At 53.6% G+C, this 20,058-nt stretch carries 17 protein-coding genes; 11 read left to right on the forward strand and 6 right to left on the reverse strand.

Features of this window, described 5'->3' with window-relative positions:
• The first annotated feature begins 474 nt into the window (after nt 1-474).
• A complete protein-coding gene (locus C1J03_RS05640) occupies nt 475-915 on the forward strand; it encodes an adenylate/guanylate cyclase domain-containing protein (RefSeq protein WP_216825900.1) in 441 nt (146 codons plus the stop codon).
• A 421-nt stretch (nt 916-1,336) separates the two neighbouring features.
• Here the strand turns inward: C1J03_RS05640 and C1J03_RS05650 are convergent, their stop codons facing one another.
• A complete protein-coding gene (locus C1J03_RS05650; RefSeq protein ID WP_114883801.1) occupies nt 1,337-2,497 on the reverse strand; it encodes an IS30 family transposase in 1,161 nt (386 codons plus the stop codon).
• A 309-nt stretch (nt 2,498-2,806) separates the two neighbouring features.
• On the opposite strand from C1J03_RS05650, the gene C1J03_RS05655 reads away from it, so the two are divergent.
• Together C1J03_RS05655 and C1J03_RS05660 are read left to right on the forward strand one after the other, a co-directional pair.
• Nucleotides 2,807-3,442 (forward strand): hypothetical protein, encoded by a 636-nt coding sequence (locus C1J03_RS05655; protein WP_114884530.1) that lies wholly within the window; start codon nt 2,807-2,809, stop codon nt 3,440-3,442.
• Nucleotides 3,443-3,528: 86 nt separating this feature from the next.
• Complete coding sequence (locus C1J03_RS05660) at nt 3,529-3,765, forward strand: hypothetical protein (RefSeq protein ID WP_114884532.1); 237 nt, start codon at nt 3,529-3,531, stop codon at nt 3,763-3,765.
• Between the two features lie 416 nt (nt 3,766-4,181).
• Here C1J03_RS05660 and C1J03_RS05665 read toward each other — a convergent pair whose 3' ends face one another.
• Entirely contained in the window at nt 4,182-6,110 is a 1,929-nt protein-coding gene (locus C1J03_RS05665; RefSeq protein ID WP_114884534.1) for a DUF1214 domain-containing protein, read from the reverse strand.
• A 224-nt stretch (nt 6,111-6,334) separates the two neighbouring features.
• Nucleotides 6,335-7,246 (reverse strand): AraC family transcriptional regulator, encoded by a 912-nt coding sequence (locus tag C1J03_RS05670; protein WP_162798457.1) that lies wholly within the window; start codon nt 7,244-7,246, stop codon nt 6,335-6,337.
• A 723-nt stretch (nt 7,247-7,969) separates the two neighbouring features.
• On the opposite strand from C1J03_RS05670, the gene C1J03_RS05680 reads away from it, so the two are divergent.
• The 5 genes from C1J03_RS05680 to C1J03_RS05700 all read left to right on the forward strand — a co-directional run bounded on the left by C1J03_RS05680 (nt 7,970) and on the right by C1J03_RS05700 (nt 16,140).
• Nucleotides 7,970-9,136: an efflux RND transporter periplasmic adaptor subunit gene (locus C1J03_RS05680; RefSeq protein WP_114884541.1), complete on the forward strand. Its 1,167-nt coding sequence runs from the start codon at nt 7,970-7,972 to the stop codon at nt 9,134-9,136.
• A gap of 3 nt (nt 9,137-9,139) precedes the next feature.
• Complete coding sequence (locus C1J03_RS05685) at nt 9,140-12,274, forward strand: efflux RND transporter permease subunit (RefSeq protein WP_114884544.1); 3,135 nt, start codon at nt 9,140-9,142, stop codon at nt 12,272-12,274.
• Between the two features lie 454 nt (nt 12,275-12,728).
• Complete coding sequence (locus C1J03_RS05690) at nt 12,729-13,961, forward strand: APC family permease (RefSeq protein ID WP_114884545.1); 1,233 nt, start codon at nt 12,729-12,731, stop codon at nt 13,959-13,961.
• Between the two features lie 102 nt (nt 13,962-14,063).
• Complete coding sequence (locus C1J03_RS05695; protein ID WP_114884547.1) at nt 14,064-15,656, forward strand: trypsin-like peptidase domain-containing protein; 1,593 nt, start codon at nt 14,064-14,066, stop codon at nt 15,654-15,656.
• 274 nt (nt 15,657-15,930) lie between these two features.
• On the forward strand, nt 15,931-16,140 hold the full coding sequence (locus C1J03_RS05700) for a hypothetical protein (RefSeq protein WP_114884549.1): 210 nt from the start codon (nt 15,931-15,933) through the stop codon (nt 16,138-16,140).
• Here C1J03_RS05700 and C1J03_RS05705 read toward each other — a convergent pair whose 3' ends face one another.
• Entirely contained in the window at nt 16,141-16,830 is a 690-nt protein-coding gene (locus C1J03_RS05705) for a Crp/Fnr family transcriptional regulator (protein WP_114884551.1), read from the reverse strand.
• Between the two features lie 169 nt (nt 16,831-16,999).
• Between C1J03_RS05705 and C1J03_RS05710 the strand changes: the two genes are divergently transcribed.
• The 3 genes from C1J03_RS05710 to C1J03_RS05720 are packed head-to-tail and all read left to right on the forward strand — an operon-like array spanning nt 17,000 to nt 19,455.
• Nucleotides 17,000-17,431, forward strand: coding sequence for a pseudoazurin (locus C1J03_RS05710; RefSeq protein ID WP_114884553.1), 432 nt, complete (start codon nt 17,000-17,002; stop codon nt 17,429-17,431).
• 56 nt (nt 17,432-17,487) lie between these two features.
• Nucleotides 17,488-18,705, forward strand: a complete 1,218-nt coding sequence (nirK, locus tag C1J03_RS05715) for a copper-containing nitrite reductase (RefSeq protein ID WP_114884555.1) — start codon at nt 17,488-17,490, stop codon at nt 18,703-18,705.
• 21 nt (nt 18,706-18,726) lie between these two features.
• Nucleotides 18,727-19,455 (forward strand): formylglycine-generating enzyme family protein, encoded by a 729-nt coding sequence (locus tag C1J03_RS05720; RefSeq protein WP_174234441.1) that lies wholly within the window; start codon nt 18,727-18,729, stop codon nt 19,453-19,455.
• 22 nt (nt 19,456-19,477) lie between these two features.
• On the opposite strand, the gene C1J03_RS05725 is transcribed toward C1J03_RS05720, so the two are convergent.
• Nucleotides 19,478-19,885: a group III truncated hemoglobin gene (locus C1J03_RS05725; protein ID WP_114884557.1), complete on the reverse strand. Its 408-nt coding sequence runs from the start codon at nt 19,883-19,885 to the stop codon at nt 19,478-19,480.
• Nucleotides 19,882-20,037, reverse strand: coding sequence for a hypothetical protein (locus tag C1J03_RS25540; protein ID WP_174234442.1), 156 nt, complete (start codon nt 20,035-20,037; stop codon nt 19,882-19,884). Before C1J03_RS25540 ends, C1J03_RS05725 begins: the two co-directional genes overlap by 4 nt.
• Between the last annotated feature and the right edge of the window lie 21 nt (nt 20,038-20,058).

The raw sequence follows: 20,058 nt of genomic DNA on the forward strand, positions 1-20,058 counted from the left end.
GACGTGCCACAGCCCGATGCGGATGTTAATAATATACACCCCTTCAACAAGGTGAGGGGTTTACCCTACGGCCAGCATTACAGTTCGGCTTGAGTGGTCCAAAGCCTAGGCTTTGGACTTATGAAAACGTTCCGGCGTCAACAGCGGTTTCGACCGTGAGCCAACATTGGCGTAAAATCGGGAGGTGATCAGGATGCGGTCAAAACCTCTTTTAGGTACCGCCTGAAGTTTTGAGAATGACCGCGAAATTTGGGGCGAAAAAGCCAAATTCCCGTCGCGTGCTGCTGGCGCGAGCTTGCAAGGTGCACAACGAAAGTTCTGACTTTCAGCGTGCTCAGTGCCCGCCTTGCCTCGCTGTGCTGCGGCGAACATAGCGTGGATTTGACCTAAGCGAGGGGTTCTCTCCCAAGGTCACCTGAAGCGGTTATAGTAACTTTATTTGCAACGCACTGGGCCCGAATCAAGAGGCTTTGATTGGCACAAGACAGAGTAAATAGGCGGCTTTCCGCGATTTTGGCCGCTGACATGGTTGGCTTTTCTCGACATATGCAACGTGACGAAGCTGGAACGGTTGCGCGTCAGAGTGCCTGTCTTAAAGAACTGGTAAACCCGGCAATCAAAGAGTTTGATGGCCGTTTGGTTAAAACCACTGGGGACGGATATCTTGTCGAATTCCACAGTGCAGTCGATGCTGTTTCTTGCGCCGTAAACGTTCAACGAGAAATGGCTGCTCGCGAGCAAGATCTGCCGATCGATCAAAGGCTTGTCTATCGCATGGGCATCAATGTTGGCGATGATATTTTTGGTGACGGTGTCAACTTTGCGGCCCGTCTTGAGGCACTGGCTGAACCTGGCGAAATTCACATCTCGAAGCCGGTGTATAACAACGTCAAAGGTAAGCTTGATCTAGGGTAACCGGTATTGACCCTCTGAGAATGCTGCAAATTACCACGCCGACCTTCGCACGGGCTTTGATCTGCCCACTGATATCCAGGGGAAGCTAGAGGCCTAAAAATCCAGTATGGCGAAGATGAAGGTGGCGCATTTCTCCACCTGCATTGCCGCCTTTTGTGGGGGCATCTTTATTGAGAATGTAGAGAAGTGCGAAGGGTATTCCGGCAATGGGGCGGCCAACACACCGCTATGCATCCCACTCAGAAACGCTTGCCAAAGGTCTCGGGCAAACGTCAAAAAGGCCAACAATAATGAAGTCGAAAGCCGTGAGGGTCTCCTGGCCAATGACAGTTGGGGATATCGTACTTCTAGCGAAAATTGCCTTCCGCCGGTATCGCCAAAATGTGCATGCCGCGTCAAAAAGAGGAAATGGATGGCGACCTCAACCGGTCGATGCAACACACTCAGCGAACTTCTCTGCTGGGGTTTGATATTGCAAGGTCTTGCGAGGACGTTCGTTAAGTTGCCTTGCAATTGCGCTGAGCTTTGCCTGAGAATGAACGGATAAGTCGGTTCCTCTTGGCAAATACTGCCTCAAAAGCCGGTTGGTGTTCTCGTTTGATCCACGTTGCCAAGGTGACTGCGGGTCGCAGAAGTAGACATCGACATCCGTGGCCAGTGTGAAGCGCGGATGATCTGCTAGCTCTTTGCCACGATCCCACGTCAAGGATTTGTAAAGTTCTCGCGGCAGCTTCTGAGCCGACTTGATCAGCGCAGTGACGACGCTTTCAGTGTCCTTGTTCGCGACTTTCACCAACATCACGTATCGTGAATGCCGCTCGACCAGGGTCGCGATATAGCTGTTCTTCGATCCGCCAATCAGGTCGCCTTCCCAGTGACCCGGAACAGCGCGATCCTCGACGGATGCAGGCCTTTCGCTGATGGACACAGCATCTTTAATCTGGCCATTACCGTTGCGCTTTAGGCTGGCATGCTGGGAACGCCTGACTGTGCGTTTTGCGCGCAAGTGCGCCAGCAGCTCCTTTTTGAGAACGCCACGTGCCTGTATATAAAGGCTTCGATAGATAGTCTCGTGTGACACCTGTTTGTGCGCCTCCTCCGGGAACGCCCGTTTGAGCCAACCCGCAACCTGCTCGGGAGACCACTTGCGCCGTAGCTTTGCTGATACTGCGCGGGCCAATGTCGGGTGACAAGCCAGCTTGCATATCTTTGGACGCAGAGCCCGGTTCCAAGCAGCCTGATCTGAACTAGACGCACGATAGCCGACTGATCCGCCATTGCGCCGCACCTCCCGGCTGATCGTTGAGGGCGCACGTCGCAACTGGCGTGCAATCGCACGCAAGGATTGCTTGGTACTCAGCCCGCGGGATATCTCTTCGCGCTCAGAGAGGCTCAATGCAGAACTGCCACGCCTGCGATCCGGCGGCCGTATCCCGCCCGTAGGTGAGATGACCGAAAATACCGACGACGATTGGCGATCAAAGACCCGCCCAATCGAACTCATCGACTCCCCACGTTGCCATCGATCCCAGATCTCGGCACGCTGCTCAGCTGAATAGTAAATCCTGCGACGATACTTCATTCAAAACACTCCATCTCTTTCTAAAGATTAAAGTGTTGCGTCGACCAGTTGAGGCCACCATCCAAAACGGACTTTCGCCGCGCTATGCGTCTGGACCGACTATGCAGGAAAATTCGGCGCTTTAGTCCTGATTACCCAAGCACGCTGTTGCTTTCACACGAACGCCTTTTGGATTTTTAAGGCACGGCCAACATTCCGCATTTATGTCGAACAGGCCACAATTTAGCCTCTGGTTGAACTTTTGAGCGCCAATACTACGCCAAGTTATGCGTCCATTCTTAACTGGAAGTAGTTTCTTGGAGAGCTAACATGACCTTACCAAAGAAGTTTCAAAAGCCGCAACAGCACACCTGGACCACGCTCGATGTTCGGGTCACCGACAACAAACTCATTCTCGAAGAGCGCAAGAAACATGACGCGGCGCGCTATTTTGCGGAGACGGCTCTTTGCGTTATCGTCGGTGTTCTGCTTCTTGGGTCTTATCTTCTGTTTATCTTGCCTGAGATCCACTTGCTTAGTGCTTACCGCGGCGTCAGCTTACCGGTTGCGATGGTTGGTGTCGCACTGGTCCTCTATGCATTTGCGACCCGAGGTTCCAAACCGCAGGTCGGTTTTGATAAGATCAAGAACCAAATCTGGATGTGCAAATTGAATACCAAAGGCCGTGCGCGGATCGTCACGTACTTCCCAAAGGCGGATGTTCGTAGCGTTTTTATTTTACGACCGAATGCCCCTTTTAAAGATGCTGCACTCCTTGCACGGATCAAGGGTAAAGCCGACCCAGTCACGCTTCTTCGTGGGGGAGTGGATGATATCGAAGCTGCACACAGCGAGTTTTGCGGAGCGCTACGTGACCCAGGCACAGTGCGACCTGTCAGGCCCGTCCTAAAGGTTAACTTTCGTACGCCGCGTCCCGGACGCCAGTTGCGTACTGCTGCCGCATAAACAATTATCCGAAACGTCCCGGACCCAAACGCGGGCCTTTGCTAAACTGTGCGGGCACTTGGGGGCTGAAAATTGGAGTTAACTAGATGACAAAGCGTGAACTGATCGCAGCTGCTCTTGAAAGCGGCGTGCAAGGCCAGCGCATACTGATGAGTGCATGCGCAGCTCATGACGCTGGCAATGAACTGTTTGCCAATAAATTGATACTCGAGGCAGACCATTTGATGGACGCCACAGATGCCACGTTGGAGCTGTTGAACACGGGCCAAACCGATGGGTGGGATCACGAATTAGCTGGAAGAGTGGGTGAATGTCCTGCCTGAAGTAAGCCTGCTGAGTTAGGACGCGCGAGTTAGATGGTCACCATCTATGGAGGCCACTTTACTCTCGAACTCGCACTACCAAACAACAAATCAGAATATGCCGAGCATAAGATAAATGAATGTGGGAAAATCCTTCAAGACTATCGCGTGAGCGTGACGGACCGCTCTCTTAAAGAGTATCGCTTGCGTTAACCCCAAGGTTCTGGACCACTAAATTCTAAAGCGGTAAATGCCGCAAATCGGGCGATCGTTATGGGACAGCTAAACATCTGCTATGCGGGTAAGCCTGCTTCCCGCCAATTGCCGACATTGAACGGGCACTATTTTAACGTCTGCTTTCAACGGTCTCGACATCAACATTTAACGTGAAACGCGTGTACAGGCGGGGCGTAGGAGTGCCCCGCCTGTGGTTGATATTACGGCGCGCGAACCAACTCAACTCGGCGATTAAGTGTCCGTCCTTCTTCAGTTTCATTGCTCGCTATGGGGGCGAGAAAGCTTGCCCCGGCTGCGAACAATCTACCGGCTTCGATGCCGTGTTTGCTGACCAGTTCGGCAACAACGGCATCGGCCCGACGTTTGGACAGGTCTAGGTTAAGTTCGTAGCCACCTACATGGTCGGTGTGGCCCACAACGGCGATTTTGAGGTCAGGCAAGTCCGCCATCATCCCTGCAATCGCTTCCAGTGTGATCTCGGAACCCGGCAAAATGTCTGTCGAGCCTGTCGCAAACTGCACGCCATAAAGCGACACCCGACCATCAACGGTGATCCGCAGAGAAATCTCTTTGGCGGTCTCCCCTGTAGAAGCTTGGTCTGCATCTGATTGCGCGTAGTTGACCAACTCGATCTCACCCGGACGCCATGTTTGATCAAACCAAGCTTCAAGTGGGCCATACAATCTGAAGATCGTATTCCACCCCTTGCCAGGAATAGTCTGGACCCAATTGTTTTCTTTGCCTGCCGGAGCTTCAGGAGCAAAGTAAACATCGTAAGAGCCATCTTCGTTTTTCACGACGCTGGAATCATTGCTCCCGATTGCAGGGAACTGTGCGTCGGTCTGCAACATCGACCGTGTCTGATTGTCATAAAGTGTAAACGACCAGAAATCCTTGGCAGGAACGTCCTTTGGTACGTTCACTTTATAGGTTTTGGAGCCATCAAGTGGGTTGCCGTTGGAGTCGAGATAGGTGAACGCATATTGTGAGCCTTTACCGATGGCTTTTACAGCCATAGCTGGCGTTATACCTGTTGCGTAGAAGTGAAATGCGGCACGAATATCGTGTACCGTGACGCCGTCTATCTCCCAAGTGTATGCCTTACCTGGGAAGGCTGTGAGCCAGTTGCTTTCACCGGGATACCAATAAAATCTTTCATCACGCGGCTTCGAGATGACGGTCTTGACCGTAACAGCGCCTGCGCTTGCGGCGGCTTTGAGGATCGATTGCATCCGGTCGTCCGGTTCGAAGGCCTGTCCTTTGACAATACCAATGGCTGCGAGGTGCCCGAGAAGTTCAGGTCTCTCACCCATGAGCGGCTCGGCCTGTACGACGTCGTTGATTTCGTCGAAGATATTCACATCCATACGGTGGATCGTGTTGAAAAGCTTACCGGACGCGTTGACGAAGGTCATCTCCGGTGGGCTATCCGCTTGAGAGAGCGGATAGATCCGAAACTTCTCCTTGGTGTTGTTCACCGCCTCGGTTGTTGTTCCGTCCTTCTGGAAGCCGCGCCAGATCACCCAGTTGCCATAGGTGTTGGTTGATACGACATTATAGCCTTCAGGAACGTCACCCTCGTATCCCGGTGGAAGAACTAGGAATTTACCGCCCTTGCCTTCATCAGGTCCAAGGTTTCCGAAGTCACCGACATAGCGGAACCAGTGATCGTTGATAAAGCCAAGCACGTTGGGTGGCGTTTCGATGACCATCGGCTCATCGCCCATCTCCAACCAAGAGAACATATAAACGCTTGTGGTGTTGGCGGTCAGGAAGAGGGACTTGGAGTCCATCAGCTCTTCGAACAGAACTGCCGTCGTGTTCGCAGGGCCGAATTCGAGGATACCTTTGCGGATCGCGCTCATCGAGGCGATCTTGGTGCCGTCCAGGAACGATTGATAGGCATGCGTGAAGTCGAGCAGGTTGTAGACTTTTTGAGCCGACTCGACATCGGGGACGCCGTCAAAGAAGTTCAGTTCTCCAACACGTGTTTGAATGTTGTCCGGGGTGGTCACCCCCTCTGGAATTTCAGTCGTCATTGCCATCGGCGGGACTTCTTGCGCCCATGCCAATCCAGCTGACATCGTGATAACAAGGGCCGCCCCCGTTCTTCTCAATTTTCGAAACATGCAGTTCTCCTGTTCTGCGGCATGGGTTTTCAACACGCCCCTGCCGCACGTACTTCTTGTAACAACTCATAGCGCCAAGGATGAAGTAGGCGCGGCCGACGTTGCTGTGGCCGCCAGAGGTCGTAAGCAAGGGACCGCTGTGCCGACCGCCCCTACGATCTAGATCATTGGCGTAAATGGCTAGGGACCGCAGAGGTTTGCTAACCATTTGCGGCCAAAAAAAGTCACGAACCTGTGATGGCACGCGCCTGTAATGGCGACAGCCCATTCAGTTGACGAAAAGCGCGTATGAAGTGCGAAGGTGTGGAATAACCCACGCGTTTGGAAATCTCTGCGATCGTCAAATTGCCTTCAAAGATCAGTTCTTGGGCGGTCTCAATTCGTACCTTCTGCGCGATATCTCTGAAATTCGTGCCGCATTCTTCCAGCCGGCGACGTAAGGTGCGTTCTGAATAATCCAGCCTAAAAGCAACCTGATCGATGCTGACCGCACTTGATATGCTTGCGCGCACAATCGCCTCTGTGGCACTTACCAAATCTCTTGGAGCTGGACATATAGCGTCCCGCGCGACATCCCCCAGCGTTACCGACTTTTCGATGCCGTTCGTTCGTTTTTGCGCAGCGGCCTCCAAGTCGAAAACGACCGAAAGTTCCGGCCGGTCAAAAAAGACATCACAGCCAAAGTGGTCCTCGTATGGAGTGATTTTTCGCGGTTTCGCAAAATTGAATTCGATAGCTCGGCGAAATCCATTCCCAAAGAATGGCTTTGCAATGCTCAGCATCACTGTTGCAGCGAGGGTTGCGTAATGGCGGTATCCTTCGGCGTTCCGGACGGCCGCGTGATAATTGAGCCGAAGCACATTCTTGTCTTGGTCAATCGACAGCCGATCATGCGAAGAATGATAAGGCATCAAGTCCCGAGTAATTTGTAAGGCATCAATGAAGCTGTCGGAGGAAGCCACGTACTGCCCGAAAACCCCGTAACTGTCGATTGTTGCGTCATGGCCAAGTGAAAAGACGAGGTTTTCAACACCACTCTTTCGGGCGACACGCTCAAAAAATCGAAGCTGACTAAGTTGGGGGATAAAGGCGCGGCGTGTCTCGAACGCTGCAATAGGTATATCTTCGTCCATCATTGCCGTGTCTGTAGCTCGACGACCGACGGAAGAATCCAACCCTTGTTGGAGGCCAACCATGGTTCGCGTAGAGATGAATGGTTTTGGCATATTTTGTGATCGGAACCTTTCAAATTAGAAGCCTATCAGAAAAACGCATTTTGTCAGCTTAGACTTGAAATGGCTTCACTCAGCGGAGCTGACATTGTCGGAAACGCAACGATGTTGCCAGCCCAACTCAAACAGATCACGCCAGACCAAGACATCAGTAGCGTCACAGGTGATGGTGCCTACGACCCGCGAACATGCCAAGATGAATTGCGGGTCGGGAGGCCACTGCACAAGAACGCCAAGTTCTGGAAGCTGGCACTCAGTGGGCGAGGGCCAAAAACGAAACGGTTGGATGCTCAACATAGTGGCGTGCGCATAGTGGCGGGGTTAGCTGAATACCAACACCTAAGCTGCGTTGAGGCGAAGGTGCAGTGTGTTGGATTACTTGGCCAACGCGTGTCCGCGCGCGACTTCGACCATTAGGTCAGAGCTCCAAATCCGCGCCGTCATCCTCAACGGCTTTACACCGCTAGGTACACTGTAGGCTGTTACCGTAGGACGCAGCCATCTGGGGTAAGGGAAAAATCCAACCTCAGGCCGGTTTGTGCAACAAAACCCAGACAGTCTGAACATTGTGTCTGCAACCCAAATAGTTCAAAGCTAGTTCAACTCAAACAACAGCGGGCGAAGTTCATGACCGAAAAGAGAAAGCTTCCAGCACATAGAATGTGGCAGATGAAACTAGGTGCCGCGCTGCTTGCCGCAACCTGCCTGCTAGGGCTACCGGCGCAAGCGCAGCAAAGCGGAGCTGAAAAGCCTAAGGTCGTGATTGCAGCGGCTTACAGTGAGGAAATCAGGCGCGAAACAACTTTTGTCGGGCGGGGTGAAGCCTCTGCAAAGGTTGACTTGATCCCCCAAGTCACAGGAACCGTGACACAAATCGTTGTGGAAGACGGCACGGCCGTAAAAGCAGGCGATCTGATCTATACCATTGATCCGGCCAGCTACGAAGCCGCAGTTGCAGCTGAAAGTGCAACGATAAAACGCGCAAAAGCCAACCTTTTGCTCGCCCAAATCGAGCTGAAACGAAAGCAGGAACTGCTAAGCCGGGACGTTATTTCGGAATCTGAACTGGACGTAGCAGAGGCAAATGAATCTGTTGCTGAAGCTGACGTCGCTGCCACCCAAGCAGCACTTCAAAAAGCCGAACTAGACCTTGAACGCACTGAAATCAAAGCGCCATTTGATGGGCGTATCGGCAAATCATCGGTTAGTCTTGGTGCGCTGGTCGGACCTACCAGCGGCGCACTATCAACTTTGGTACAGCAATCTCCAATGTACGTTACCTTTTCGCTGTCTGAACCACAGCTGCTGCGGGTGGTCGAACAGCTTGATACTGGGATGGAAGCTCTACTGGCAAATGATGTTTCGCCAAATGTACTTGTCAGCTTGTCGGATGGGACAATCTTGGACGAGCCTGGCGAGATTGTTTTTATCGACAACGGAATCAATCCATCTACGGGGACGATTTCAATACGCGCTGAGTTTGAAAACAAGCGTCAGATGATCCTAGACGGCAGCTTTGTCTCGGTCATCATCGAAGCGTTGGAGCCGACGCTGAGCGTACTCATTCCGCAAAACGCTGTTCAGCGCGATCAGCGCGGCGACTTCGTGTTGGTGGTTACAGATCAGCAACTCGTGGAACAACGCTACATTGTCCTTGGACCGCAAGTTGAGTCCGCGATGATTGTGTCTGACGGACTGCGCGCCGGTGAGAGTGTTATCGTTGAGGGACTTCAAAGGGTTCGCCCTGGTGCTGAAGTAAATGCTGTCCTTAGCGGCACCACCGAAGGGAACTGACCAATGCTGTCGACCGTCTTCATTAAAAGGCCTAAAATGGCCATCGTCATTTCGACAGTTCTGACGCTAATGGGTCTCGTTGCCTATTCTGTCATCCCGGTTGAACAGTTTCCAAACATCACGCCGCCTGTCGTCAATGTCACGGCAACGTACATCGGGGCAGATGCAGAAACGGTTGAGAACACGGTGGCTGCGCCCATTGAGGCCGAGGTGAACGGTGTCGAAGATATGATCTATATGTCCTCGGACAGTTCAGATTCAGGCACCTACAGTTTGTCGGTTACATTTGACGTTGGTACGGACCCTACGATTGCGACGGTGAATGTGCAGAACCGCGTTACGCAGGCAACGTCCGGGCTGCCCATAGAAGTCACTTCGACAGGTGTTGTTACAGAGAAATCTTCGACCAGCATGCTGCTCGTTGCCACGCTTTTCTCACCAAATAACACCTATGACGAAGTTTTCTTGTCAAACTATGCGTCAATCAACCTCAAGGACGCACTTGCGCGGGTTCCCGGTGTTGGCAAGGCTGAAGTGCTAACAGACTTTGCTTATGCCATGCGCATTTGGATGGACCCTGACAAGATGACGGGACTGGGGGTCGCGCCCTCGGATGTAATCACCGCGATCAGTGAACAAAACCTAACGGTATCTGCTGGGCAGATTGGCGCACCACCAATTCCCGACGGGCAGCAGTTTCAATATACGGTAACGGCTCAAGGCCGGCTTTCAACTGTCGAAGAGTTTGAGAGTATTATCATTCGAACCGGTGATTCAGGCAGCGTGTTGCGTCTGCGCGATGTTGCACGGATCGAACTTGCCTCAAGCTCCTACGGGGTTACCGGACGCTATGAAGGTAATCCTGCGACTGTGATGGCGGTCTATCAGGCCCCGGGCGAAAACGCTTTGGCGGTTGCCGAGGGTGTTTACGCTGAACTTGAGCGGCTCTCTCGCGCCTTCCCAGAGGATGTGGCCTATGAGGTACCTTTCGACAGCACCGATTTCGTTCAGCAATCTCTGAACGACGTGGTTTCGACGCTCATTTTGACATTCATTCTGGTTATTTCGGTAGTATTCGTCTTTCTTGGCAACTTCCGCGCTACGCTGATCCCAGCGATCGCTATCCCAGTTTCGCTTATTGGCACCTTTGCGTTTCTGCTCGTGTTGGGGATGACACTGAACACGATATCTCTTTTCGCGCTGGTTCTCGCAATTGGGATTGTTGTGGATGACGCGATCATCGTGGTCGAAAACGTAGAACGTATCATAGCGGATGAAGGCCTAAGTCCTCCTGAAGCAACCGCAAAGGCGATGTCCCAAATCACCACGCCGGTCATTGCTACCACGCTTGTCTTGTTGGCCGTTTTTGTGCCGGTTACCTTTATGCCAGGCATATCAGGGCAGCTGTTTTCACAATTTGCCGTGACCATATCGGTCGCCGTTGTGATCTCATCCGTCAATGCTTTGACGTTGTCGCCAGCCCTTTGTGCAATTGTGCTTAAGCCGCGTTCGGGCCCACCCAAGGGGTTGCTTGCAGCATTTGAAAAGGTCGTTGACAGCTCGAGGAACACATATGTGGGCGTTGTTCGCCGCATGGTCCGACTTCCCATACTGGGGTTTGTGATCCTGATCGTGCTCGGTGTCGGTTCGAGTTGGATGATGGGAGGGTTGCCCAAGGGGTTCTTGCCATCAGAGGACAACGGCTATGTTTTCGTCGACATTCAGCTTCCAAACGCGGCATCGCTGCAACGAACCGAGGTTGTGTCGGATCGCGTGAATGCACAAATTCGCGCAATTCCCGGAGTATCTAGTACTGTTCAGGTGAACGGGACCAGCCTTCTGAATGGCGCAGGTTCGAACGGTGCCATGATCATCGTGAACCTGACCCCCTGGGAGGAGCGCCCGACACAGGAGTTGAGCGCGAACGGGGTCCTTGCACAGATCTTTGGAATCGCCAGCCAGGAAATTTCAGCCAATGTAATCGCCTTCAACCCGCCCCCAATTAGTGGGCTAGGTGTGAGCGCAGGCGTTGAAATGAAGGTTCAACAGACCGGTGGCGGTACGGCTACAGATCTATCAGCCGCCATAGGATCCCTCGTATATGCCGCAAACCAAAGGCCTGAGATCGCCCGCGCGTATACGACGTTCAGCGCCAATGTCCCGAAGCTTTTTGTCGACCTTGACCGGGAAAAAACGCAGACCCTCGACGTCTCGGTGAGCGAAGTCTTTCAGATACTACAGGCTCATCTGGGCTCCATTTATGTGAACGACCTCAACCTCTACGGCAAGGTTTACCGGGTCATGATCCAGGCGGAGGGTAACTACCGTGACAATGTCGATGACATCGGCCGCTTGCACGTGCGTACCTCGGACGGGCAAATGGTTCCATTGTCGACGTTGATGAGCGTCGAAAAAATCCTCGGTCCGGTGCTTCTCAACCGATACAATCTGTTTCGTTCGGCCACGGTTACAGCCGTACCGGCACCTGGATTTTCTACAGGCGATGCAATTCAGGTTCTCCAGGAAGAAGCAGTTACCGCGCTTCCTCCTGGTTATGGGTATGAATGGACGGGGACCGCTCAGCAGCAACTCAGCGCTGGTAACACCGTGGTTCTAATCCTGGCGGCGGCGATCATTTTTGCCTACCTTTTCCTTGTTGCTCAGTATGAAAGCTGGACCATGCCATTTGGTATTCTGCTCTCGGTAACTGTAGCTTTGTTTGGCGCATTGGCGGCCGTTCTGATCACAGCGGGGGATGTGAACCTCTATACCCAGATTGGGATGATCATGCTCATTGGCCTCGCTTCGAAAAACGCGATCCTGATTGTCGAATTTGCCATGGAGCAACGCGCAGGCGGTGCCTCAATACGCGAAGCGGCCTTAGAAGCGGCGCGACAGAGATTTCGCGCTGTGATGATGACAGCGCTGTCTTTCCTTCTGGGGGTTGTGCCTTTGGTTGTGGCGTCAGGCGCTGGTGCAGCAAGTCAAAAGGCGATCGGCATTGCCGTTTTCGGCGGAATGCTCTGCGCGACCGTGATCGGCATCGTCATCGTGCCAATACTCTATGTTCTGCTGCAGACCATTCGAGAGCGGATCAAAGGCGCCCTGGGGCAGACGGTCAGTACACCCGCAGAATAAACACCACAGTGGGTGGCTCCTTGTATGCCACCCACTGCGCAAGCTAATTGGAGCGCCGTTCCCTACGCCGTCTTTTGGGGCATCTAGGGTCTGGACCCATTGAATGTGCTCAGGCTTGCATAGCTGCGCGATTCAATCTTCCAAATGTTTGGAGGTATGAAGAGCAATCTTTACTGGCTGAAAGACCATCAGATGGTGCGGCCTCGACTATTTCTCCAAAAGGTAGAGTTGAGCCACGTGTTGTTGATCGACGCAGTTCACTTTTTATAGCCTTCATTAATCGCAATGGGTTACGCAGGTTCTATCGGCCGACTGAGTAGCCGGACACAGATTTCGGAAACCTTACCCCTTTTTAGACCTTACCAACCCATTGTTCGGATCGCCGGTGGCTTGAGCGAAATCAAGATAGATCGCGCAACGCAACGATAGGCTGTAGGACGAAGCGGGGTAGAACATGAAACAGTCAATTGCACAGCCTGTGCATCTCAAGCGTTCGATCGGCCTGGTCGGTCTTGTTTTATATGGTCTTGGCGTCACCATTGGTGCCGGGATCTATGTTCTTGTTGGTGAAACGATCGTGCGCGCGGGCCCTTATGCGCCTGCCGCATTTCTACTTTCTGCCATAGTGATGGGGTTTACGGCCGCATCTTTCGCCGAATTGTCCGGGCGGGTGCCGCAGGCTGCGGGCGAAGCGGTGTATGTTGAAAAATCATTTGGCCTCCCTTGGCTGACAATCATTGTTGGCCTTGCCGTTCTGGTTGAGGCGATGATCGCAGCGGCAGCAATCGCTGTGGGGGCTGCGGGCTACCTCGGAGAACTGGTAAACCTGCCAGAAGAGGTGCTGGTTACATGTATTGTCGTTGCGATGGCGACGATTGCTTCGTGGGGTATTCGCGAATCCGTGGCCATCGCGGGGGCTATGACGCTGGTGGAAATCTTGGGCCTTCTTGTCATCGTCTATTTCGGGCTGACCGCTGAGCCTGACAGCCTCAGCGCGTTACCAGCAGCGCTGATGCCGCCGTTGACGGACGTGTCTGCATTGTCTGGCGTTCTGGCGGCCAGCATGATCACATTCTTCGCCTTCATAGGTTTTGACGATGTCGTCAACCTTGTGGAGGAGGCTAACAACCCAAAGAAAATTATGCCTTGGGCTATTGGGATCACGTTGATGATTGTGACTTTGCTCTATGTGCTGGTCTCATTTGTAGCGGCGCAAAATGTCTCTGTCCAAGACCTGACCGGCACTTCGGCACCGATCAGCCTATTGTTTGAACGCCTGACTGGGCTGCCCCCGCTAATGATCACCCTTGTTGCGATCACGGCCACGATGAATGGTGTCGTTATTATCCTGATCATGGCCGCCCGTGTTGCCTACGGAATGGCAAAAGAAGGGCGGCTGCCCGCTTGGATCGGTGTTGTTTCACCGCGCACGAAAACGCCGCTTAGGGCAACGGTCCTTGTTGCAGCAGCCGTTTTGGTACTGGCGATCTTTACGCCTTTAGGCACGTTGGCAGAGACCTCTTCCGAAGTGCTTCTTGGCGTCTTTGTGATGATCAATCTCGCACTTGTGTGGTTTAAGCTCAAAGGCGTTCCTGCGCCTGCTGACGCGTTTACGGTACACATTGTATTTCCGACTGCAGGTGCTGTGTTTTGTGTCGCGCTCTTGCTAGGCGCGTCGCTTGTTTGAGGCCGTCCACAATCGGCATAGCCGGCCACATATTGGACCGATGTTGCTTGATGCGGTATAACGGTCAGCGCCAGTCCGGAAAACTCTGAAAGAGGATACCGTTTGGAAAATGATGTAAAAACAGAGTCAGGCGACGTTCCTCATTCAGGACATGACGATGTGTGCGCGTTTCTGGAGAACCTGACTGGCCCGTCGCGTGGTCGGATCACATGGCTTTCGTCCGGTACCTCGCGGGTGTCGATTGGGGCGGACCGAATGTTGCAGGCTGATAGGGATGTTTCCTCAAAGCCAAGCTCTACTGCGTGCGCCCAATTGTCGTGGTCTGGCGAAGAATACCAGATTGAAGCCTTGTCTGGTTCAGACATTTGGGTGAACGGGCGCAAAATCGAGACAGCGCATCTCTTGCATGGTGACATGATCGAGTTTGGAACAGATGGGCCGATGTCGCGGTTTCGATTGTGCGGCAATAGCTTTCCCACCAGTTGGCCGGTTGAAGAAATCCTGAGTGATGCGGTTGCCTACGCACGCACGAGCCGTCGGCCCATTGGACCGCGTCTGTCGAATGCGCTGTTCGATAGTTTGAGGCGGATATTGTTGGAAACGACAATCGTTTTTCGACTATCGGTTATTTTGGCACTGATGGTTCTGACCACCTTTGTCCTATGGCAGTATCGCAGTGACATTCGATTGGAGCAGAGGATCCAGAAAGAGGCCATGCGCCTTGAAGCCATCACAATCGCCCTTGCCGAAACGCGCCAAGAGGCGCTGGGCGCAGGCGAGCTTGCGGAGTTGCGAGAGCAGCTTGACCTGCAACTGAATACCAATGCTGAGCGGCTTGATTCGCTCGAACAGCGCCAAGGTTCTTCTGCCCGTGTCATAAGCGCATCGACCGCGTCAGTGGCGTTCCTGCAGGGCGCGTATGGGTTGAGGCAAGCAGAAAGCGGCAAACTGCTGCGCCATGTTCTGAGTTCGGACGGGACACCTATGCAGACGCCTTTTGGTAAGCCGGTGGTGGACATTGATGGCAAGGGAGAGCCCATTGAATTCCAGTTCACCGGCACGGGTTTTTTGCTCAAGGAAAGTGGTAAGCTTGTGACCAACCGGCATGTCGCCTTGCCTTGGACAAACAGTGATCAGCTGCTGGCCTTCGAACGAAGCGGGCTTGAACCAGAGATGCTGAAGCTCTTGGCCTTCCTGCCTGGTTTACCAATGCCGTTTGAAACAGAATTTCTGGCGTCCAGCAAAAGCGCTGATCTAGCTTTGCTATCAATCGCAGCCTCCGCAACAAAAGACCGAGGGCTAACTCTAGCACAAGGCGTGCCGGAAATCGGAGATGAGGTCATCGTTATGGGCTTTGCTACTGGCCTGCGTGCCCTCTTGGCGCAGGCAGGATCTGATTTTCTCACCACATTACAAGAGAAGGGCGAAACAGATTTTTGGATGGTCGCAACGCGTTTGTCGGAGCAAAACAGAATTGCGCCTCTCGCCAGTCGGGGCATCATAGCACAGATCACCAACAAGGCGGTTATCTATGATGCGGAAACAACCGGTGGCGGCAGTGGCGGGCCGGCGTTGGATCGCAACGGTCATGTGGTTGCTGTAAATGCCGCGATACTGCCTGAATTTGGGGGCGCGAACATCGGTGTTCCGGTGCGTGAAGTGCACCGCCTTCTGGAAGAATTTGCTGTGGAATGACGGGTATGAATTGCTCCGAAGTTCGAGAGCGCGAGGATTGCGCGACAAATTAGACCAAGAGCGGTCCCGCCAAGGTGATCACAGCGACCACGATCAGTAACGGACCCAATTCAATGCACTGCCCAGATTTATTCCGTTTTCTTTAGGATTTCGGTCATCCCTTGGTTCTCCAATCACATATTGATCGGCCCGGCTGCGCCCGAAGTTTGCGCAGGGACAACGTTTGATTGGCTTGAAGCGGTTAGTCAAAGGGTAAGACAGGAGAGTAAGCGCTATGAAACAGCAAAGCTTAGACGATCCTGATTTGTCGCTGGATATGTTGATGTCGCTTTGGCCGCAGACCATCGCTGTTTTCTTAAACCACAAGATGCTGTGCATCGGTTGTTTTGTCAGTTCGTTTCACACAGTTATTGACGCCTGCGTTGCCTATGATCTGGACGAAGCAGCATTTCGAGCAGAATTGCACGCAGCGGCTGGTCGTTAGTTACGCACCACCCAGAACCACTAAACGGTGAGCGTCGCAAACGATGATCTTTTTGCGTTTGCTGCTGACCAACCCGTCTTTCTCCCAAGCACTTAAGAGGCGGCTCACCGTATGAAGGGTGGTGCCTGTCATCTCAGACACATCCTGCCGCGTGATGGGAAAGCTGATCTCGATGCCTTCGGCGGTTTGCCTGCCTGATTGGTTTACAAGCCGCAACAATGCGCGCGCGACGCGTTGCTCGACGTGCTGTGTCGACATCTCGATGATGCGGTTGTTCATTTCGGCAACGCGGTCTCCGATCGTCTTGTAGGTGTCAGCGCCAAATCCTGGGTAATCCGCTACAAATTGTTCCCATAGCGACGCCGGCCAGCATAGGGTCAACAGCTCTGATGCGGCGATGGCGGTTGCAGGGTAGGTATCGCGCCTGAGAGCTGGTGCTATTCCAAACAGCTGTCCTGCGGGGACGTGTAGGGCAGTGACTTGTTCCCCGTCCGGTGTCGTTTTGACCACGCGGATCGTCCCGTCCAACAGCAGATAGAAACTGTTGGACGGCGCACCTTCGTCGAAAACAGCAGTGCCCGCGTCAAAGCGACGGCTGGTTGCGCGGTCCAGAATTGATTTTATTTGTGGCCGATCCAACTTGGAGAACGGTGGCAAAGGCGATAGCAGGCTTTCGTCTAATTTATTCACAGTGATGTCCCGATACCGCGGTGCTTTGTGTCTAAGGGCAACCGACGCAAATTGCCAGTATTCAAGCGATTTCCCCCACTCCGATCTGAAGTTTGCTCTTGCGCAACGTTCGCGCCCTGCGTGGCCGTTAACCCTATTGGCAACACCGAACCATTCGAAAGGAAATGAAATGTTTCGCACACTACTGACATCCGCCGCAGTAATCTTTGCCCTTGGTGGCATCGCCTCAGCCGAAACCTTTGAGGTCAAGATGCTGAACAAGGGTGAAGGGGGGCGCATGATATTTGAACCTGCCGCTCTGCGTATCGCTGTTGGTGACACGGTCAAGTTTCTGGCTTCCGACAAGGGCCACAACGCCGAAAGCATTGACGGCATGATGCCCGAGGGTGCCACCGAATTTTCTGGCAAGATCAACGAAGAGATCGAAGTCACCCTGACCGAGCCTGGGTTTTTCGGTGTCAAATGCAAGCCGCATTTTGCGATGGGCATGGTGATGGTCATCGCTGTTGGTGACGAAACCACCGCACCAGACAGCTTTCTGGAGGGGCGTTTGCCCAAGAAAGCCAAAAAGAACTTTGAAGAGGCCCTAGCCGGTCTTTGAAAGCCCAAGTGTGGGGCCATTCTGGTCCCGCCACCCTCATCGAAGGAAACCATATTATGTCAAAGCTCATTAACCCTGGCCTTATGAAAACCAACCGCCGTAACGTTCTGCGCGGTTCCGTCCTTGCTGGTGCTGCGGCGCTGGCAGGGACTGGCGCAATGGCCCGCACCCGCACGCCAAAACTTGATATTGCCAATGCTACCTCAGCAAAGCTCTACAAGGCCGCAGCGCAGCAAACCGCAGACAGCACTGCAAAACCAGCGGACCTGTCGGCCTATACCCGGGTCGTACAAGAGATGGTCGCGCCGCCCTATGCCCCTGTCCATGAACAAGTCGCGACCGGTGGACCAAAGATTGTCGAAATCACCTTGGAAACCACTGAACGTCTGATGGTGGTGGACGAAGATACAGGTGCCTCTGTCTGGGCGTTGACCTACAACGGCTCTGTGCCCGGACCGCTCATTATCGTCCACGAGGGCGACATGGTTGAACTGACATTGCGCAACCCTGTGGATAGCATGATGGAGCATAACATCGACTTTCACGCCTCAACTGGCGCGCTGGGCGGTGGTGGTTTGACCCACGTTTTCCCTGGCGAAGAAACTGTGCTGCGCTGGAAAGCGACCAAGCCAGGTTGCTTTACTTATCACTGTGCCCCAGGTGGCGCGATGATCCCGTATCACGTCACGCACGGCATGAACGGTGCGGTGATGGTGTTGCCCCGTGACGGGCTTAAGGACGGTGACGGCAATCAGCTGACCTATGACAAAATCGCGTATATCGGCGAGCAGGATTACTATCTGCCCAAAGATGCGGACGGCGAGTATATCGCCTACGAGGCGGCGGGCGATGACTATGCTGACAGCCTTGATGCGATGCGCACGCTTACCCCGACCCACTGTGTCTTTAACGGGGCGGTTGGGGCGATTACCGGCGAAAACGCGATGAGCTTCAATGTCGGTGAGACTGTGCTGATGATCCACAATCAGGCCAACCGCGACAGCCGTCCGCACCTGATCGGTGGACACGGTAACTTTGTCTGGGAAACGTCGTTCAGCGAGGCTCCCTTAACCGGTCTTGAGACATGGTTTGTACGGGGCGGCACTGCAATGGCGGCGATGTACACATTCGAACAACCAGGCGTCTATGCCTATGTGAACCACAACTTGATCGAGGCGGCGTTACTTGGTGCAACCGCGCATTTCGTGGTCGATGGAGAGTGGGACAATTCTCTGATGGAGCAGGTCTCAGAGCCGCGGGAATTCGCGACCTGAAACTTCTCGGAGGATAAATGAATGACCAATGCGATGTCCAAAAAGAGCCTGATGATCTTGCTTGTGGGCGTCGCTTTGGCAATCGGGGCGGTGCAGATAATGCACCGCCCCGATCGTGCATTTGGACCTGATATTCACACGAAAACAGTAGCCATGGGCAACGGACAACGCTTGCACGTGCAAACCCGCGAAGTGACTGTGGCACAGTGGCAGGCATGCCATGGCGCAGGTCAATGCACTCTGGAGCTTAAGGCCCATGACAAGGACGTGGATTACCCTGCAACGGGCCTAAGCTACCCCGATACAATGGAATACTTGTACTGGATAAATGCGAACAGTGATACGGCGTGGCGCCTGCCCACTGCTGATGAATGGACCGAGCTTGCACAGGAGGTGATGCCTCAACAGGCCGATCCGATCTTTACGGATCCGTCCCTGACGTGGGCCTCGGCTTATTTAATGGAGGCCAATGCAACCGGGCGCGCGCTGCGTCCGAGTGGAGCGTTTAGCGCGACGTCGGCCGGCATTGAGGATCTGGACGGTAACGTTTGGGAATGGACCCAAGATTGCTATGCCGGTGCCAGCGGGCAGGGCACCAAGACCGATCCCGCGCGTTGCCCCGCTTATATCATGGGAGGAGAGCATGAGGCTGTCATGTCGTATCTTGTCCGTGATCCCGCCAGAGGAGGTTGCGCCGTCGGTGCGACACCTGCGCATTTGGGGATGCGAATGGTATCGGACGAAGGGTAGTGCGCCATATGTTTAAGCTGATCTAAATCGAGCTTAGATCAGGTATTTTATGTTTAGCGCATGACGAAGGGAGGCGGTAGCTCAGGCCGCGCCCAATCCTATGGGCCAGCGCTGACCATGCTTGGGCGAGGGGCGGTGGTAGTTCTTTTTCAAGGACCGCATCGAACAGCGAAAGCCAAACCGCAAAGTGATCGCTTTTGACGTTGCCCGCAGCGGCATGAACTTGCATCGGATTACCGTTGTAACACCGCTCTAGCAGAAGCGCATTTCGCCAGACAAGTTCGATCTTTGCCTCGTGTGGCGGCCAGTCTGTCACATGCGCTGCAAAGACGGGCCCAAGCACTGGGTCAACACGTACTTGGGCGTAAAATTGTGCCACGACTTTTTGAATTTGGTCCACAGTGACCGGAATGCGCGGCGGAATGCTCAAACCACGAAGATCCAGACGAAAGCCAAGCTGACCACAAGATAGACAAGCGTGTTGACCATCCAGCGCAGCAACCCTGCCTCACCCTCAGGATCGACGCCCATTTTTTCGCAAACTTTGGTGCCAGGCCACAGGAAGGCTTCGGAAAGTGTCATGAGAATCTCCATTAATCGGTA

This window comes from Sulfitobacter sp. SK012, from assembly GCF_003352085.1.
Lineage (GTDB): Bacteria > Pseudomonadota > Alphaproteobacteria > Rhodobacterales > Rhodobacteraceae > Sulfitobacter.

Bases quoted from the DNA above. Each gene is read 5' to 3' on its own strand.
- nirK (WP_114884555.1), top strand. From the start codon at position 17,488: ATGTCAAAGCTCATTAACCCTGGCCTTATGAAAACCAACCGCCGTAAC.
- C1J03_RS05650 (WP_114883801.1), bottom strand. From the start codon at position 2,497: ATGAAGTATCGTCGCAGGATTTACTATTCAGCTGAGCAGCGTGCCGAG.
- C1J03_RS05700 (WP_114884549.1), top strand. From the start codon at position 15,931: ATGAAACAGCAAAGCTTAGACGATCCTGATTTGTCGCTGGATATGTTG.
- C1J03_RS25540 (WP_174234442.1), bottom strand. From the start codon at position 20,037: ATGACACTTTCCGAAGCCTTCCTGTGGCCTGGCACCAAAGTTTGCGAA.
- C1J03_RS05660 (WP_114884532.1), top strand. From the start codon at position 3,529: ATGACAAAGCGTGAACTGATCGCAGCTGCTCTTGAAAGCGGCGTGCAA.
- C1J03_RS05665 (WP_114884534.1), bottom strand. From the start codon at position 6,110: ATGTTTCGAAAATTGAGAAGAACGGGGGCGGCCCTTGTTATCACGATG.
- C1J03_RS05710 (WP_114884553.1), top strand. From the start codon at position 17,000: ATGTTTCGCACACTACTGACATCCGCCGCAGTAATCTTTGCCCTTGGT.
- C1J03_RS05720 (WP_174234441.1), top strand. From the start codon at position 18,727: ATGACCAATGCGATGTCCAAAAAGAGCCTGATGATCTTGCTTGTGGGC.
- C1J03_RS05680 (WP_114884541.1), top strand. From the start codon at position 7,970: ATGACCGAAAAGAGAAAGCTTCCAGCACATAGAATGTGGCAGATGAAA.
- C1J03_RS05655 (WP_114884530.1), top strand. From the start codon at position 2,807: ATGACCTTACCAAAGAAGTTTCAAAAGCCGCAACAGCACACCTGGACC.
- C1J03_RS05685 (WP_114884544.1), top strand. From the start codon at position 9,140: ATGCTGTCGACCGTCTTCATTAAAAGGCCTAAAATGGCCATCGTCATT.
- C1J03_RS05690 (WP_114884545.1), top strand. From the start codon at position 12,729: ATGAAACAGTCAATTGCACAGCCTGTGCATCTCAAGCGTTCGATCGGC.
- C1J03_RS05670 (WP_162798457.1), bottom strand. From the start codon at position 7,246: ATGATGGACGAAGATATACCTATTGCAGCGTTCGAGACACGCCGCGCC.